The sequence below is a fragment of the Gordonia sp. CPCC 205515 genome (assembly GCF_048537925.1).
Classification (GTDB): Bacteria; Actinomycetota; Actinomycetes; order Mycobacteriales; family Mycobacteriaceae; genus Gordonia.
In genome coordinates, this window is the sequence record NZ_JBCLVJ010000002.1 from 702,162 (window position 1) to 716,359 (window position 14,198).

Annotated in this window: 11 protein-coding genes; all 11 read left to right on the plus strand. The window is 70.1% G+C overall.

Features of this window, described 5'->3' with window-relative positions:
* Positions 1 to 74: 74 nt before the first annotated feature.
* Positions 75 to 1,088 carry a 16S rRNA (cytosine(1402)-N(4))-methyltransferase RsmH gene (rsmH, locus tag AAFP30_RS03620; RefSeq protein ID WP_419228452.1) on the plus strand — a complete coding sequence of 338 codons (1,014 nt, stop codon included), beginning with the start codon at positions 75 to 77 and terminating at the stop codon, positions 1,086 to 1,088.
* Positions 1,085 to 1,963 carry a hypothetical protein gene (locus AAFP30_RS03625; RefSeq protein WP_419228453.1) on the plus strand — a complete coding sequence of 293 codons (879 nt, stop codon included), beginning with the start codon at positions 1,085 to 1,087 and terminating at the stop codon, positions 1,961 to 1,963. Before rsmH ends, AAFP30_RS03625 begins: the two co-directional genes overlap by 4 nt.
* Before the next feature lie 21 nt (positions 1,964 to 1,984).
* Complete coding sequence (locus AAFP30_RS03630; RefSeq protein ID WP_419228454.1) at positions 1,985 to 3,895, plus strand: peptidoglycan D,D-transpeptidase FtsI family protein; 1,911 nt, start codon at positions 1,985 to 1,987, stop codon at positions 3,893 to 3,895.
* A gap of 106 nt (positions 3,896 to 4,001) precedes the next feature.
* Positions 4,002 to 5,621, plus strand: a complete 1,620-nt coding sequence (locus AAFP30_RS03635; RefSeq protein ID WP_419228455.1) for a UDP-N-acetylmuramoyl-L-alanyl-D-glutamate--2,6-diaminopimelate ligase — start codon at positions 4,002 to 4,004, stop codon at positions 5,619 to 5,621.
* Positions 5,618 to 6,091, plus strand: a complete 474-nt coding sequence (locus AAFP30_RS03640; protein ID WP_419228456.1) for a UDP-N-acetylmuramoyl-tripeptide--D-alanyl-D-alanine ligase — start codon at positions 5,618 to 5,620, stop codon at positions 6,089 to 6,091. Before AAFP30_RS03635 ends, AAFP30_RS03640 begins: the two co-directional genes overlap by 4 nt.
* A 64-nt stretch (positions 6,092 to 6,155) precedes the next feature.
* A complete protein-coding gene (gene mraY / locus AAFP30_RS03645; RefSeq protein WP_419228457.1) occupies positions 6,156 to 7,250 on the plus strand; it encodes a phospho-N-acetylmuramoyl-pentapeptide-transferase in 1,095 nt (364 codons plus the stop codon).
* On the plus strand, positions 7,243 to 8,793 hold the full coding sequence (gene murD / locus AAFP30_RS03650; protein ID WP_419228458.1) for a UDP-N-acetylmuramoyl-L-alanine--D-glutamate ligase: 1,551 nt from the start codon (positions 7,243 to 7,245) through the stop codon (positions 8,791 to 8,793). The genes mraY and murD overlap by 8 nt, the downstream gene beginning before the upstream one ends.
* The gene (ftsW, locus tag AAFP30_RS03655; RefSeq protein WP_419228459.1) at positions 8,790 to 10,487 is read left to right on the plus strand and encodes a putative lipid II flippase FtsW; all 1,698 of its coding nucleotides are present in this window, start codon (positions 8,790 to 8,792) and stop codon (positions 10,485 to 10,487) included. Before murD ends, ftsW begins: the two co-directional genes overlap by 4 nt.
* Before the next feature lie 91 nt (positions 10,488 to 10,578).
* Positions 10,579 to 11,772, plus strand: coding sequence for an undecaprenyldiphospho-muramoylpentapeptide beta-N-acetylglucosaminyltransferase (gene murG / locus AAFP30_RS03660; protein WP_419228460.1), 1,194 nt, complete (start codon positions 10,579 to 10,581; stop codon positions 11,770 to 11,772).
* Between the two features lie 52 nt (positions 11,773 to 11,824).
* Positions 11,825 to 13,333 (plus strand): UDP-N-acetylmuramate--L-alanine ligase, encoded by a 1,509-nt coding sequence (murC, locus tag AAFP30_RS03665; RefSeq protein ID WP_419228461.1) that lies wholly within the window; start codon positions 11,825 to 11,827, stop codon positions 13,331 to 13,333.
* Complete coding sequence (locus AAFP30_RS03670) at positions 13,330 to 14,037, plus strand: cell division protein FtsQ/DivIB (protein WP_419228462.1); 708 nt, start codon at positions 13,330 to 13,332, stop codon at positions 14,035 to 14,037. Before murC ends, AAFP30_RS03670 begins: the two co-directional genes overlap by 4 nt.
* The last annotated feature ends 161 nt before the right edge of the window (positions 14,038 to 14,198 follow it).

Here is a 14,198-nt window from a genome sequence, read left to right on the forward strand (position 1 = left end):
TGATCGGGCCGAGACCCCGACCCATCGGTCTTTTCCGGACACAAGTCGAACAGCACAGTCGCAGGAGTAGGTCGGTGAACACAGCGGGCGATGACACGCAGGGCGAGGCGGGTGACCGCCGCTCCGGCGAACACGGTCACGTACCGGTGATGGCCGCCCGCATCATCGAACTCCTCGACCCCGCGCTCACCGACACCGACTCCGCGCCCGTGTTCGTGGATGCCACCCTCGGTGCCGGCGGCCACAGCGAACTGATGCTGACCACCCACCCGCAGGTGCGCGTCATCGGCATCGACCGCGACCGCAGCGCACTCGACATCGCCCGCGACCGCCTGTCGGCCTACGGCGACCGGATCACCTTCCACCAGGCGCGGTTCGACGAGATCGGTGACGTCCTCGTCGACGCCGGGGTGCACCGTATCGACGCCGCCCTCTTCGATCTGGGCGTCTCGTCGATGCAACTGGACCGGGCCGATCGGGGATTCGCCTACGCCGTCGACGCGCCCCTGGACATGCGTATGAACAACGACGAACCACTTACCGCGGCAGAGGTTCTCAACACCTACCCACATGGGGAGTTGGCGCGCATCCTCTCCGAGTACGGCGAGGAGCGCTTTGCAGGCAAGATCGCATCGGCGGTCCTCCGGGAGCGTGAACGCGAACCGTTCACCACCAGCGGGCGGCTCGTCGAGCTGCTGTACGCAACGATTCCCGCGGCCACCCGCCGCACCGGCGGTCATCCCGCGAAGCGGACCTTCCAGGCGCTGCGCATCGAGGTCAATCATGAACTCGACGCACTGCGTCGTGCGATCCCGGCCGCACTGGCGGCGCTGCGGGTCGGCGGTCGGGTGGCGGTGATGAGCTACCAATCGCTTGAAGACCGAATTGTCAAGCGGGAGTTCGCCTCCCGGATCAAGTCCACGTCGCCTGCCGGGCTGCCGGTGGAACTGCCCGGATCGTCGCCGGACTTCCGGCTGGTCACCCGCGGCGCCGAGCGACCGGACGACGCCGAACTCGAGATCAATCCGCGCTCGGCCCCGGTCCGGGTGCGGGCCATCGAACGCATCGACGAAAAGGATCGCGCATGACGGTGCTGGATGACATCGACGTCGCCGACCGGGCCACCGACGAGGTCGTCGAGGACCGGCCGCGTCGAGCGCGGGGCGCGGTCACCGGTGAGCGGGCCACCCGATCGAAGGCCGCCCAACGGGCGATCGACCGCAGGCGCAAGCGCATCGAGCGCGACGAGCCGGCGACGGCGGGTCGCACACGTGCGGTGCCGACCACCGCTCGGCCGACCTCGCTGCGTACTCGCATCACCCGAATCCCGTTCGTGGTGCCGGTGATAGCCCTGTTGGTCATCGGACTCGGGACCAGCCTGTGGCTCTCCACCAAGGCTGCACAGGACTCCTACCGGCTCGGGGTCGAGCGGCAGGAGAACCAGACGCTCGTCGACAAGCGTGACTCGCTCAAGCGGGACTACGAATCCGGCGATTCGGCGCCCGAATTGTCGGATAAGGCAACCAAATTGGGCATGATCCCGGCGTCGAATCCGCCGCGGATGATCGTCGGACCCAACGGCAAGCCGCGACTCGTCGGCGACCCACAGCCGGCCCAGGGCAAGGGCATGCGCACCATCAATCCGCCGGTCGGCCCCGACCCGGTGGAGAAGATCGACCCGAAGAAGGTCGACGACTCCGAAGGTCTTCCCGGCGGAGCTGTGGAATCGGCTACTGCACAACCGGATTCGAACTCCGCGACAACCCCGGCACCCGGCGCTCCGACGACACCGGCGACCGCGCCCACCGGCGCTGCCACTCCCGCGCCGGCCGCAGGCGACGCCGGCGCAGTCCCGCAGCCCGCCCCGAGCGTCATCGCACCGGCGCCGAACGTGTTGCCCGCCCAGCCGCAGACCAACCCGACTCCCAACGCGCCGGGCGCAAATTCGGGGCAATCGCGGTAATCCAGTGGACAATTGGCAACCATGACACGTGCCGTCTTCCAACGCCTCGACACGGGTCGACCCGGACGTGGCCGAGATGGTCGTCCACCTCGCGGTGGTTCGTCCTCGGCCGGTAACGGCGGTCCGCGCGGACCGCAGTCGTTCCTCGGACGCAGTCGCGTCGCCGGACTGATCGTGATCCTCGCGGTGATCGCCGTGGCGATCCGCATGGTGATCGTGCACACCATCGAGGCGTCGTCGATCTCCGCGCAGGCCGCGCAACAGCGCGAGTACACCCAGGTGCTCACCGCCAAGCGGGGCGCGATCCTCGACCGCAACGGGCGTCCGCTGGCCTACACCGACGAGGCGCGCGCATTGACCTTCCTGCCCAAGGCCGTTCGCAAGACAATCGAGGACGCGCACCGCAAGGACGCGACCCTGCCCGACGTCGACGACCGACTCTCGGAGATCGCCAAGGGCGTCTCGTCGGCGCTCGGCGGCTCCATCAGCGAGCAGGACCTGCTCACCAAGCTGCGCAGCGACGACACCTTCGTCTATCTCGCGCGGTCGGTCAGCCCGGAGACGGCCAACAAGATCACCTCCGAGTACCCGGAGGTCGGCGCGGATCCGCAGAGCATCCGGTTGTATCCCGGAGGTTCGTTGGGCGCCAACATGATCGGCGATGTCAACTACGACGGCATCGGACTCATCGGTCTGGAGGCATCGCTGGACTCGGTGCTCGCCGGCACCAACGGCTCCAAGACCTACGACCGCGGTTCCGACGGTGCGGTCATCCCGGGCAGCACCCGCAACGTGCATCCCGCGCTCAACGGTGCTGCGGTGCGGCTGACCATCGACTCCGACGTGCAGTGGTTCGTGCAGAGCCAGGTGTCGGCGGCCAAGGCCGCCTCGGGTGCGCGCAACGCCTCGGCGGTGGTCCTCGACGCACACACCGGCGAAGTGCTCGCGATGGCCAACGACAACACCTTCAACGCGTCAGAACCGTTGAGCGACCAGAAGAATGCCGATCTGGGCAACCGTGCGGTCACCTCGCCGTTCGAGCCGGGTTCGGTGAACAAGATCATCACCGCCGCCGCAGCCATCGAATACGGCGTCACCACCCCGACGCAGGTGCACAAGGTGCCCGGCAACATCCGCATGGCCGGTGTCACGGTCAACGACGCGTGGTCGCACGGCGTCGAGCCCTACACCACCACCGGGATCTTCGGGAAGTCCTCCAACGTCGGCACCCTGATGCTCGCGCAGAAGGTCGGGGAGAGGCGGTTCGCCGACATGGTCAACCGCTTCGGGCTCGGCAAGCGCACCGGCGTCGGACTGCCCGCCGAGTCGGGCGGCGAGGTGCCCGCACTCAGCCAGTGGTCGGGCGGCTCGTTCGCGAACCTGCCCATCGGACAGGGGCTTTCGATGACCTTGCTGCAGATGACCGCGATGTATCAGGCGATCGCCAACGACGGCCTGCGGATTCCGCCGCGCATCATGCTCTCCGAGCAGCGCGATGGGCAGGGACCCGAGACCGCCGAACAGCCCGCCGGGGTACAGGTGGTCCGCCCACAGACGGCCAAGACCGTCCGCAACATGTTCCGCGCGATCATGCAGTCCGACCCGATGGGCTACCAGCAGGGCACCGGCTCCAAGGGTGCCGTCGCCGGCTACCAGACCGCGGGCAAGACCGGTACCGCCCAGCAGGTGAACCCGAACTGCGGCTGCTACTCCAACGACAGCTACAACATCACCTTCGCCGGTATCGCCCCGGCCGACAATCCGCGCTACGTGATCGGCATCATGCTCGACAATCCCAAGCGCAGCTCCGACGGCAGTGGCGGCCAGTCGGCGGCACCGATGTTCGGCACCATCGCCTCCTGGATGCTGCAGCGCGACCGGGTGCCGCTGTCGGCCGGACCTGCTCCTCGACTCGTCCTCGAGGCCCGCTGACGACACGTCCGGGCCACCGAACGCGCTGACGGTATCGTGGGTGCGTTCTGCCGACCGCCGGTACCGGCGGTCGCGATGATGATCGAGGAAGGCGGGAGAGACAACGATGGCGTCGACTCGCCGTAATCGCACGAAGACCAGCAAGGTCACCGGCCCACTACGCCCGAACACCGTCACACCGACGAAGGTGTCGGTGTTGTCGGTGGCCACCGGCGCACGGATGGACCTCGTCGGGGCCGTCGACGCGGAGGTCGCGGTGACCGGCGTGACCCTGCGTGCCCAGGACGTGCAGCCCGGCGATCTGTTCGCCGCACTTCCCGGCGACCGCACCCACGGCGCGCGCTATGCCGACCAGGCGATCGCCGCGGGCGCGACCGCGGTCCTCACCGATCCCGACGGCCGCGCGGAACTCACCCGAATCCTCGGCCCGGATGCGTCCTGCGCGGTGCTCATCCACCCGGACCCACGCGCGGCGCTCGGCCCGGTCAGCGCCCGGATCTACGGCAATCCGTCCCAGCGACTCAAGCTGATCGGCATCACCGGTACCTCCGGTAAGACCAGTACCGCCTACATGGTGGAGGCCGCACTGCTCGCCGCAGGCCACTCCGTCGGACTGATCGGCACGGTGCAGACCCGGATCGACGGAGTCGCCCAGCCGAGCAGCCTCACCACTCCCGAGGCGCCGACGCTGCAGGCGATGCTCGCCGCCATGCTCGAGCGCGGCGTCGACGCGGTGGTGATGGAGGTGTCCAGTCACGCGCTCGCCCTCGGTCGGGTCGACGGCGCACAGTTCGCCATCGGCGCGTTCACCAACCTGTCGCAGGATCACCTGGACTTCCACCATTCGATGCGCGCCTACTTCGACGCCAAGGCGCGGCTGTTCGCGCCGACCTCGTCGACCCATGCGGTGCGCTCGATCATCTGCGTCGACGACGAGTGGGGCCGGCGGATGGTCGACGTCGCCCGCGGTGATCGGCAGTCGCAGCCGGTGACGGTGTCGACCGGGCCAGTCGCCGCCAACTGGCATGCCGGACCGTCGACCATCGCTGCCGACGGTGTCCAACACGCGGCCGTGACGACTCCCACCGGCGGCAGCGTGGAACTCGGCGTCGGGTTGCCGGGACGCTACAACGTGGCCAACGCCCTGCTGGCGGTGGCGATCGCCAGTGGCGCCGGGGTGCCGACCAGCACCGCGGTCGACGCGGTCGCGACCGTCGCGGTGCCCGGCAGGCTCGAACGCATCGATCGGGGTCAGGACTTCCTCGTCGTCGTCGACTACGCCCACAAACCGGCCGCCCTCGACGCCGTCATCGCCACCCTGCGCGAGCAGACCCGTGGCCGGATCGCGGTCGTGGTGGGTGCCGGCGGCGACCGGGACACCGGCAAACGTCCGATGATGGGGGAGATCGCCGCCCGCGGCGCCGACCTGGCCATCATCACCGACGACAATCCGCGCACCGAGGTCCCGGCCGCGATCCGCGCCGAGGTCCTGGCCGGTGCCCGGGGAATCGACGACGCGCAGGGCGAGGTGCGTGAGATCGGTGACCGTGCCGAGGCCATCGCGACGGCGATCGCCTGGGCGCAGACCGACGACGTGGTGCTGATCGCGGGCAAGGGGCACGAGACGGGGCAGGAGATCGACGGCGTGAAGCATCCGTTCGACGACCGGGTGGTTGCCGGGGAGGCTCTCGACACGTTGTCCGGCGCCGGGACGGCCGACGCATGAGGGCCGTCGAGGTGATCGTCGCCCCGGCCACCACCGACGACGTCCGGCTGGCCCTGCGGACGCTTGCCGAGCGTGGGTCGGCCGCACGCACCGCGAGCCCGGGCACGCCGGTGCGGACCTGGGCGGTGCTCGGTGAGTTGGGCGTCGACGACGGACTCTCGGAGAACGACGCCGTCGTCGAGCACGACCGTGTCGGCCGGCAGGCCGTCCGGCTGGCGGTGGACAAGACGGTGTGTGTGGGCGACTCGCGCGCCGTGCGTGCGCTGCATCAGGGGGCGGTTATGGAAGGCTCCTGGGGTGACGAGGTGCGCCTGGTCGCCACCGCCGCCGATGCCCGCGCACTGCTGACCGCGGAGCCGGACTGGACGCCGGCGGCCGGTGACGTGGTGCTGATCGCCGGACGCGACCCGGGGGTGATCGCGGTGGCCGAGTTGTGGCGCGGCGGTACCGATGACGGGGCCAAGCGATGATGACGAGACGAACGGGTGGGACAGTGGGGCGAGCACGTGAGTTACGCCGGACGGGGATGAGCCGGTGACCCAGATCCTGATCGCGGGCGCCATCTCGCTCGCGGTGTCGATTCTGTTGACCCCCATCCTCATCCGGGTGTTCTCCCGGCAGGGATTCGGCCAGGAGATCCGAGTCGAGGGACCGGAGAGCCATCAGACCAAGCGGGGCACCCCCTCGATGGGAGGCGTGGCCATCCTGGTCGCGCTGTGGGCCGGCTACCTCGGCACCCACATCGTCGGCGCGTTCATCGACGGTACCGGCGTCAGCGCGTCGGGCCTGCTGATCCTCGGCCTGGCCACCGCACTGGGTGGCGTCGGCTTCCTCGACGACTTCATCAAGATCCGCAAGCACCGCAACCTGGGGCTGAACAAGACCGCGAAGTCGATCGGACAGTTCGTCGCCGCGATCCTGTTCGGCGTCCTGGTGCTGCAGTTCCGCAACGATGCCGGCTACACCCCGGCCAGCACCCATCTGTCCTACGTGCGCGACATCGACGCCATCTCCATGTGGCCTGCCGTGTTCGTCATCTTCTGCTGGCTGGTCGTGGCCGCCTGGTCGAATGCGGTGAACTTCACCGACGGCCTCGACGGTCTGGCCGCCGGCTCGATGGCGATGGTCCTCGGGTCCTATGTGCTGGTCACTTTCTGGCAGTACCGCAACGCCTGCGCCGGCGGACCCAAGGCGCCCGCGGACATCACCCCCGGCTGCTATGTCGTGCGCGACCCACTCGACATCGCGCTGATCGCCGTCGCCGGTGGCGGCGCCTGCCTCGGCTTCCTGTGGTGGAACGCCGCACCGGCCAAGATCTTCATGGGTGACACCGGGTCGCTGGCGCTCGGCGGCATGCTCGCCGGCATCTCCATCTGCACCCGCACCGAACTGCTCGCCGTCATCATCGGGGCGCTGTTCGTCGCCGAGATCATCTCGGTCGTCATCCAGATCGCCTTCTTCCGCACCACCGGCCGACGCGTGTTCCGGATGGCTCCCTTCCATCACCACTTCGAGTTGGGCGGGTGGGCCGAGACCACGGTGATCATCCGGTTCTGGCTGCTCACGGCCATCGCCTGTGCGCTCGGACTGTCTCTGTTCTACAGCGAGTTCCTGGCCGTCAGTGGATAACGCGCGGGCTGACCAACGCATCGACCTGACCCGGGCCCGGGTACTGGTCGCGGGCGCGGGCACCGCGGGCCGGTCGGCCGCCCGCTACCTCTGCGGGATCGGCGCGAGCGTCACCGTCGCAGACGCCCGGTTCACCGACGGCGAGGGCGACGACCTGCTCACCGACCTCGGGGCCGACCTCGTCGCCATCGCCACCGTGCTCGACGATGACGCCCGGTTCGCGCAGATCGACCTCGTCATCACCTCACCCGGCTTCGCGCCCACCCATCCACTGATGGCGGCCGCCGCCGCGGCCGGGGTACCGGTCTGGGGTGAGGTCGAACTCGCCTGGCAGGTCGACCGGTCCGGACAACTCGGCGCCCCGCGCACGTGGCTGGTGGTGACCGGCACCAACGGCAAGACCACCACCGTGTCGATGCTCGCCGACATCGTCGCCGCGGCCGGCCGCGAGGGCGCGGCCTGCGGCAACATCGGCCTGCCCGTGCTCGACGCCATGACCCGGGAGCCGCGCGTCGAGGTGTTGTGCGTGGAGATGTCGTCGTTCCAGCTGCACTGGGCGCCGTCGGTGGTGCCGGCCGCCGGGGTGGTGCTCAACGTCGCCGAGGACCACCTCGACTGGCACGGCTCCTTCGACGCCTACGCCGACGCGAAGACCGGTGCGCTACGTGGGCCGATCGGCGTCGTCGGCCTCGACGATCCGGTGGCCGCGCACCTACCCGTCAGCGGGCGGCGCGTCGGCTGCACGCTGGGCCCGCCCGCCGACGGCCAACTCGGCGTGCTCGACGGACAGCTCGTCGACCGTGCGTTCGGTCCCGACGCACAGCCCCGCACCCTCCTCGCGGCCGAGGAGATCACCCCCGCCGGTCCGTCCGGCGTCGCCGACGCACTGGCCGCATCCGCACTCGCCCTGGCGATCGGGATATCCCCGCACGACGCGGCGACCGCACTGCGCGACTTCGCCCCGGGCGCGCACCGCGGCGACGTGGTCGCCCGGGTCGACGAGGTCGACTACATCGACGATTCCAAGGCCACCAACCCGCACGCCGCCGAGGCGGCCATCCGCGCGCATCGGCGTGTTGTGCTGATCGCCGGCGGACTCCTCAAGGGAGCCGAGGTCGACGACATGATTCGCGCGACCCACGACCGACTCGCCGGTGTCGTCGCCATCGGTCGAGATCGCGAGCAGATCGTCGACGCGATCGCGCGACACGCCCCAGAAGTCCCAACCGTCACAGTATTCACAGGGGACGATGGGCTCGTGACGGTTCAGGGCGCGATGACGGAGCAGGACCTCCCCGGGGACCGGGGCAAGGTCGCTGAAGTGGATGCTGCCGAGGTGGATGCCGCGGTGGCGGTGATGGACCACGCGGTCGCGGTGGCCGCGCACCTTGCGCGCACCGCCGCCGACACACCTGACGCGGTGCTCCTCGCGCCGGCCGCGGCGTCACTGGACATGTTCGCGGGCTACGGGCGGCGCGGCGACGCGTTCGCCGACGCGGCCTGCGCCCTGCCCGGAGCGATCGACGCCCGGCCCGCGCGATGAGCACGGAAACCACCGAACGTCGCAACCGCACCTCGTCGTCGGCGACCTCATCGTCGACGAAAAGGGCTGGGGGACAGAAGAAATCTCCGGCCAAGGAGGCGGCGACGTCGTGGCCTGCGGTGGTCGCGGAGGCGGCGCGCAGCCTGCTGGCGCGACCGCTCGCGTCGTATCACCTGGTGCTGACCATCGCGTTCCTGCTGACCGCCTTCGGTCTGGTGATGGTGCTCTCGGCGTCGTCGGTCGAGGGGTACTCGAAGGAGGGGTCGGCGTACGGCCTGTTCGCCACCCAGGTCATCTTCGCCCTGCTCGGCCTCGGCTGCTTCTACGCAATGCTGCGGGTGCCGGTGCGGGTGCTGCGGCGCCTGGCGCTGCCGATGATCGTGCTCACGACGACCCTGCTGGCGCTGGTGCTGATCCCCGGCATCGGCACGCTGAGCCAGGGTGCCCGACGCTGGTTCGTCATCGGCGGACTGTCGGTGCAGCCGTCCGAGCTGGTCAAGGTCGCCCTCTGCGTGTGGGGTGCGCACCTGCTGGCCTCGCGGCGCCGGGAGAACGCGTCGCTCAAGGAACTGCTGATCCCGCTGCTGCCGGTCACCATGCTGATCTGTCTGCTGATCATCCTGGAACCGAACCTGTCGACGACGATCACCATCGCGATCATCGTCGGCGCGCTGCTGTGGTTCGCGGGCCTGCCGGTCAAGGTCTTCCTCGGATTCGTCGTCGGTGGCGCGGCCATCGCGGTGGTGCTCTCGCTCGTCGAGGGTTACCGCTCCCAGCGGGTGATGAGCTTCCTGGGCAACATCGACGACCCGCAGGGCGCCGGTTACCAGGCGCGCCAGGCCACCTACGCGCTGGCCAACGGCGGCGTGTTCGGCGTGGGCCTCGGCCAGAGCCGGGCGAAGTGGAACTACCTGCCCAACGCCCACAACGACTTCATCTTCGCCATCATCGGCGAGGAACTCGGGCTGGTCGGTGGCCTGCTGGTGGTGCTGCTGTTCGCCTTCCTGGCGTTCGTCGGGTTCCGCATCGCGGTCCGCTCGGTCGATCCCTTCCTGCGGCTGATGACCGCGACCATCACCGTGCTGATCACCGCACAGGCCTTCATCAACATCGGCTACGTCATCGGCCTGCTGCCGGTCACCGGTATCCAGCTGCCGCTGCTGTCGGCGGGTGGTACCTCGACACTGACCGTGCTCGCGATGATGGGACTGCTGGCCAACGCCGCCCGCCACGAACCCGAGGCGGTGATCGCGCTGTCGGGCGCCCACCGCGGACGCATGAACCGCCTGCTGCGCCTGCCCGCACCCGTCGCGTACCGGCCGCCCCGCGCCGACCGGCCCCGGGATCGCCTCGACAAGCGGCAGTCCGACGCGGGTTCCGGGCCGGGGGCGCTGCGGCGCTGGTTCGGCCTCGGTGGCCCCTCGGGTCCGCAGCAGACACCGCAGGCACAGACGCCGCAGCAGCCCCGGACCGCTCGCTGGGGTCGTCCGGAGGCGAATCCGCCGCGCACCGCGGCCCGCCGATCGACGACGCCGTCGCGGGCGGGGCGCCCGGCGCCGGTACGAGTCGACTACCGTACGGGGTATTCCGGATCGGCCGGACGGCCGACGGACACGCGGTCGGACGGGGCGGGTCCCACGTCGTCCGCGTCCGGGTGGCGGCCCCCGCCACGCCCGGACTGGACCAGACGATAACCGGGCCGAACCACGAGTTCGGCGAGTCGCCGTGGTGTCACCGTGAGGTGGTGACACCGGCGATGTGAATGCGAGATGGAGTAGGGCAGCGGTGAGTGCAGATGTGGGCCGGTCCGGTACGGACCGGCCGTTGTCGGTGGTGGTCGCGGGTGGCGGAACCGCCGGACACATCGAGCCGGCGCTGGCCGTCGCCGACGCCGTCGCGTTGCTCGACCCCACCGCACGGGTGACCGCGCTGGGCACGACGAAGGGCCTCGACACCACCCTGGTGCCCGAGCGTGGCTATCCGCTGGAACTGATCCCGCCGGTGCCGCTGCCCCGCAAGCCCGGGCTCGAGCTCGCCAAGACGCCGGGGCGGCTGCTGGGGGCGATCTCGGCCGCCCGGTCGGTGCTGTCGTCGGTGCACGCCGACGTCGTCGTCGGCTTCGGCGGTTATGTGTCCGTCCCCGCCTACCTCGCCGCGCAGACTCACGTCCGGGCGCGCCGCCGGTTGCCCATCGTCATCCACGAGGCCAATGCCTCGGCGGGCATCGCCAACAAGGTCGGGGCGCGCTTCGCCGACCGGATCATGGCCGCGGTCCCCGGTTCCGGCCTCGACGCCGAGGTCGTCGGCATCCCGGTGCGCGGGGTTCTCGCCGAACTCGACCGGCCGGCCCTGCGGGCGCAGGCCCGGCATTACTTCGGTCTCGACGAGGACGCACCGACCCTGCTGGTGTTCGGCGGATCCCAAGGCGCGCAACGACTCAACGACGCCGTCGAAGGTGCGGCCGGTGCCCTGGGCGCCGCCGGGATCGGCGTGCTGCACGCCTACGGACCGAAGAACACCATCGACCCGGTGTCGCCGCCGGACGCCCCGCCCTATCGCGGCGTCGGCTACCTCAAGCGCATGGACCTCGCCTATGCCGCCGCCGACCTCGTCGTGTGCCGGTCCGGCGCCATGACGGTCGCGGAGATCTCGGCGACCGGGCTCCCGGCCATCTACGTCCCGCTGCCGCACGGCAACGGCGAACAGCGGCTCAACGCGCTGCCGGTCGTCGAGGCCGGTGGCGGCATCCTCGTCGACGACGCCGACCTCACCCCGGAGTGGATCGCCCGCGAGGTGCCCGCCCTGCTCGGCAACCCGGATCGACTCGCCGCGATGTCGGTCGCCGCCACGGGGTCCGGGCATCGCGACGCCGCCGCCGCGGTGGCCCGTGCCGCCTTGGAGCTCGCCGCCGAGCACCGCGCCGGCACCTACCGGCGTCGGCTGCGTGCCGCGTTTCGCTCACCCGGATCCGAGGCGTAGCGGTGACAATTGACACGCGCACGAGGATGACGATCGACTGGGAGGTGGACCGATGACCGGCGAGCTGCCCGAACAACTGCGCCGGGTCCACATGGTCGGGATCGGCGGGGCGGGGATGAGCGGTCTGGCGCGCATCCTGCTCGCCCGCGGCGGTCAGGTCTCCGGTTCCGACGCCAAGAACAGTCGCGGCATTCTCGCGTTGCGTACGCGCGGTGCCCGCATCCAGGTCGGCCACAGCCCGTCGGCGCTCGACCAGATCCCGGGCGGGCCGTCGGTGATCGTCACCACGCACGCCGCGATCCCCAAGACCAACCCCGAGCTCGTGGCCGCCCGCTCCCGCGGCATCCCGATCCTGCTGCGCCCGCACGTGCTCGCCGATCTCATGGCCGGCTACCGCACCCTGCTGGTCGCCGGCACCCACGGCAAGACGTCGACCACGTCGATCGCCGTCGTCGCGTTGCAGCACTGCGGCATGGACCCGTCCTTCGCGGTCGGCGGTGAGCTCAACGAGTCGGGTACCAACGCCCATCACGGCAGCGGCGAGGTCTTCGTCGCCGAGGCCGACGAGAGCGACGGCTCGCTGCTCGAGTACACCCCCGACGTCGTCGTGGTCACCAACATCGAGGTCGACCACCTCGACTACTTCGGCACGCGCGAGGCCTACGTCGCGGTGTTCGACGAGTTCGCCGACAAGATCGCCCCCGGCGGCTCGCTGATCGTCTGTCTCGACGACGAGGGATCGGCCGCGCTGGCCGGCCGGTGCGCCGACCGACTCGCCGAGCGCAACATCACCGTCCTCGGCTACGGCGAAGGGCGATTCGCGCATCTCGCGCCGCGCGCCGTGCACGCCGCAACCCTGGAGTCGTGGTCCGCCCGCGGCGCAGGCGGAGTGGCGCGGGTCCGGTTCTCCGCACCGATCGTCGACCCCGCCGCCGAGCACACCATCACCCTGACCCTGCCCGGAAAACACATGGCGCTCAACGCCATCGGCGCCGCACTCGGATGCGTACGCGCCGGGGGCGCGCTCCCGGAGGTACTCGCCGGGGTGTCGGCGTTCAGCGGTGTACATCGCCGATTCGAGTTCCGCGGACGGGTCGGCGAGGTCGACGTCTACGACGACTACGCCCACCACCCGACCGAGGTGCGCGCGGTTCTCACCGCCGCCCAACTCGCCGTACGCAGCACCGCCGACGAAGCCGGCACGGCGACACCGGGCCGGGTGATCGCCGTCTTCCAGCCCCATCTCTATTCGCGCACCCAGGATTTCGCCGACGAGTTCGCCGCGGCCCTCGATCTCGCCGATCAGGTCGTGCTCGCCGACGTCTACGGCGCGCGTGAACAACCGGTGCCCGGCGTCAGCGGTGCCACCATCGCCGACCGCGTCACCAAGCCGGTCGTCTTCGCGCCCGATCTGTCCGCGCTCGCCGCCACCGTCGCCGATCTCGCGCGGCCCGGGGATCTGGTGCTGACCCTGGGGGCCGGCGACATCACCATGCAGGGACCGGAAATCCTTGCCGCCCTGGGCAGCCGCACCCCGGACGTGTCGGGACAGCCGTCGTGACCGCGCGCCCGGCCGCTCGACGACGCGGTCCGCGTCTGCTGCTGGGCACCCTCGCGGTCATCGCGGTGGTCGTCGGCCTGATCCTGATCGCCTACCTGACCCCGCTGATGTCGGTGCGCTCCACCGACGTCAACGCGGTCAGCGCGGTGTCGCGGGACGAGATCGTTGCCGCAGCCAAGGTTCCGGAGGGGACACCGCTGCTGCAGGTGGACACCGCGGCGGTGGCCGCGCGGATCGCGGCGATCCCGTCGGTGGCGTCGGTGCGCGTGCAGCGTAGCTATCCGTCGGCGCTGACCATCACCGTCGCGGAACGGACACCCGTCGTGAAGATCACCGACGGCGACCAGACGCATGTCCTCGACCGCACCGGCGTCGGCTATCTGACCTTCAAGGCCGCCACCGGGGTGCCGCCGGAGATGGCGGCCCTGCCGGAGTTCTCCACCCCCAACCCCGGACCGAGCGACCCGACCACCACCGCAACCCTCAGCGCGGTCGCCGACTTGCCGCCGGCCATCTCCCGGCAGCTGGTCCGCGTGACCGCGTCGTCACCGGTCGACATCGAGTTCACCCTCAAGGGCAACAAGACAGTTGTGTGGGGTGACAGCTCCCATGGAGCCGAAAAAGCGCGCACTCTCAGCGCGCTGATGACCCGTGACGCGACCATGTTCAACGTCTCCAGCCCGGAGTTTCCGGCTTTCAAGTGATCTGCGCGCAGAAAATCTGGCAGTGACTTCGCGACACGCCGCGGGTGTTGCTGGCCACGTGGCCGGTGGATGCCTAGCGTTCTCCCCATCACCGATCTACTTGACATAACTCTAAATCTATGGTTCAGGTTTAGGGTTTTATCAACCGAAACGAGAAAGGC

Excerpts from the sequence above, each read along its gene's own strand:
- AAFP30_RS03625 (WP_419228453.1), top strand. The coding sequence starts at position 1,085 with ATGACGGTGCTGGATGACATCGACGTCGCCGACCGGGCCACCGACGAG.
- AAFP30_RS03640 (WP_419228456.1), top strand. The coding sequence starts at position 5,618 with ATGAGGGCCGTCGAGGTGATCGTCGCCCCGGCCACCACCGACGACGTC.
- AAFP30_RS03630 (WP_419228454.1), top strand. The coding sequence starts at position 1,985 with ATGACACGTGCCGTCTTCCAACGCCTCGACACGGGTCGACCCGGACGT.
- ftsW (WP_419228459.1), top strand. The coding sequence starts at position 8,790 with ATGAGCACGGAAACCACCGAACGTCGCAACCGCACCTCGTCGTCGGCG.
- AAFP30_RS03635 (WP_419228455.1), top strand. The coding sequence starts at position 4,002 with ATGGCGTCGACTCGCCGTAATCGCACGAAGACCAGCAAGGTCACCGGC.
- murC (WP_419228461.1), top strand. The coding sequence starts at position 11,825 with ATGACCGGCGAGCTGCCCGAACAACTGCGCCGGGTCCACATGGTCGGG.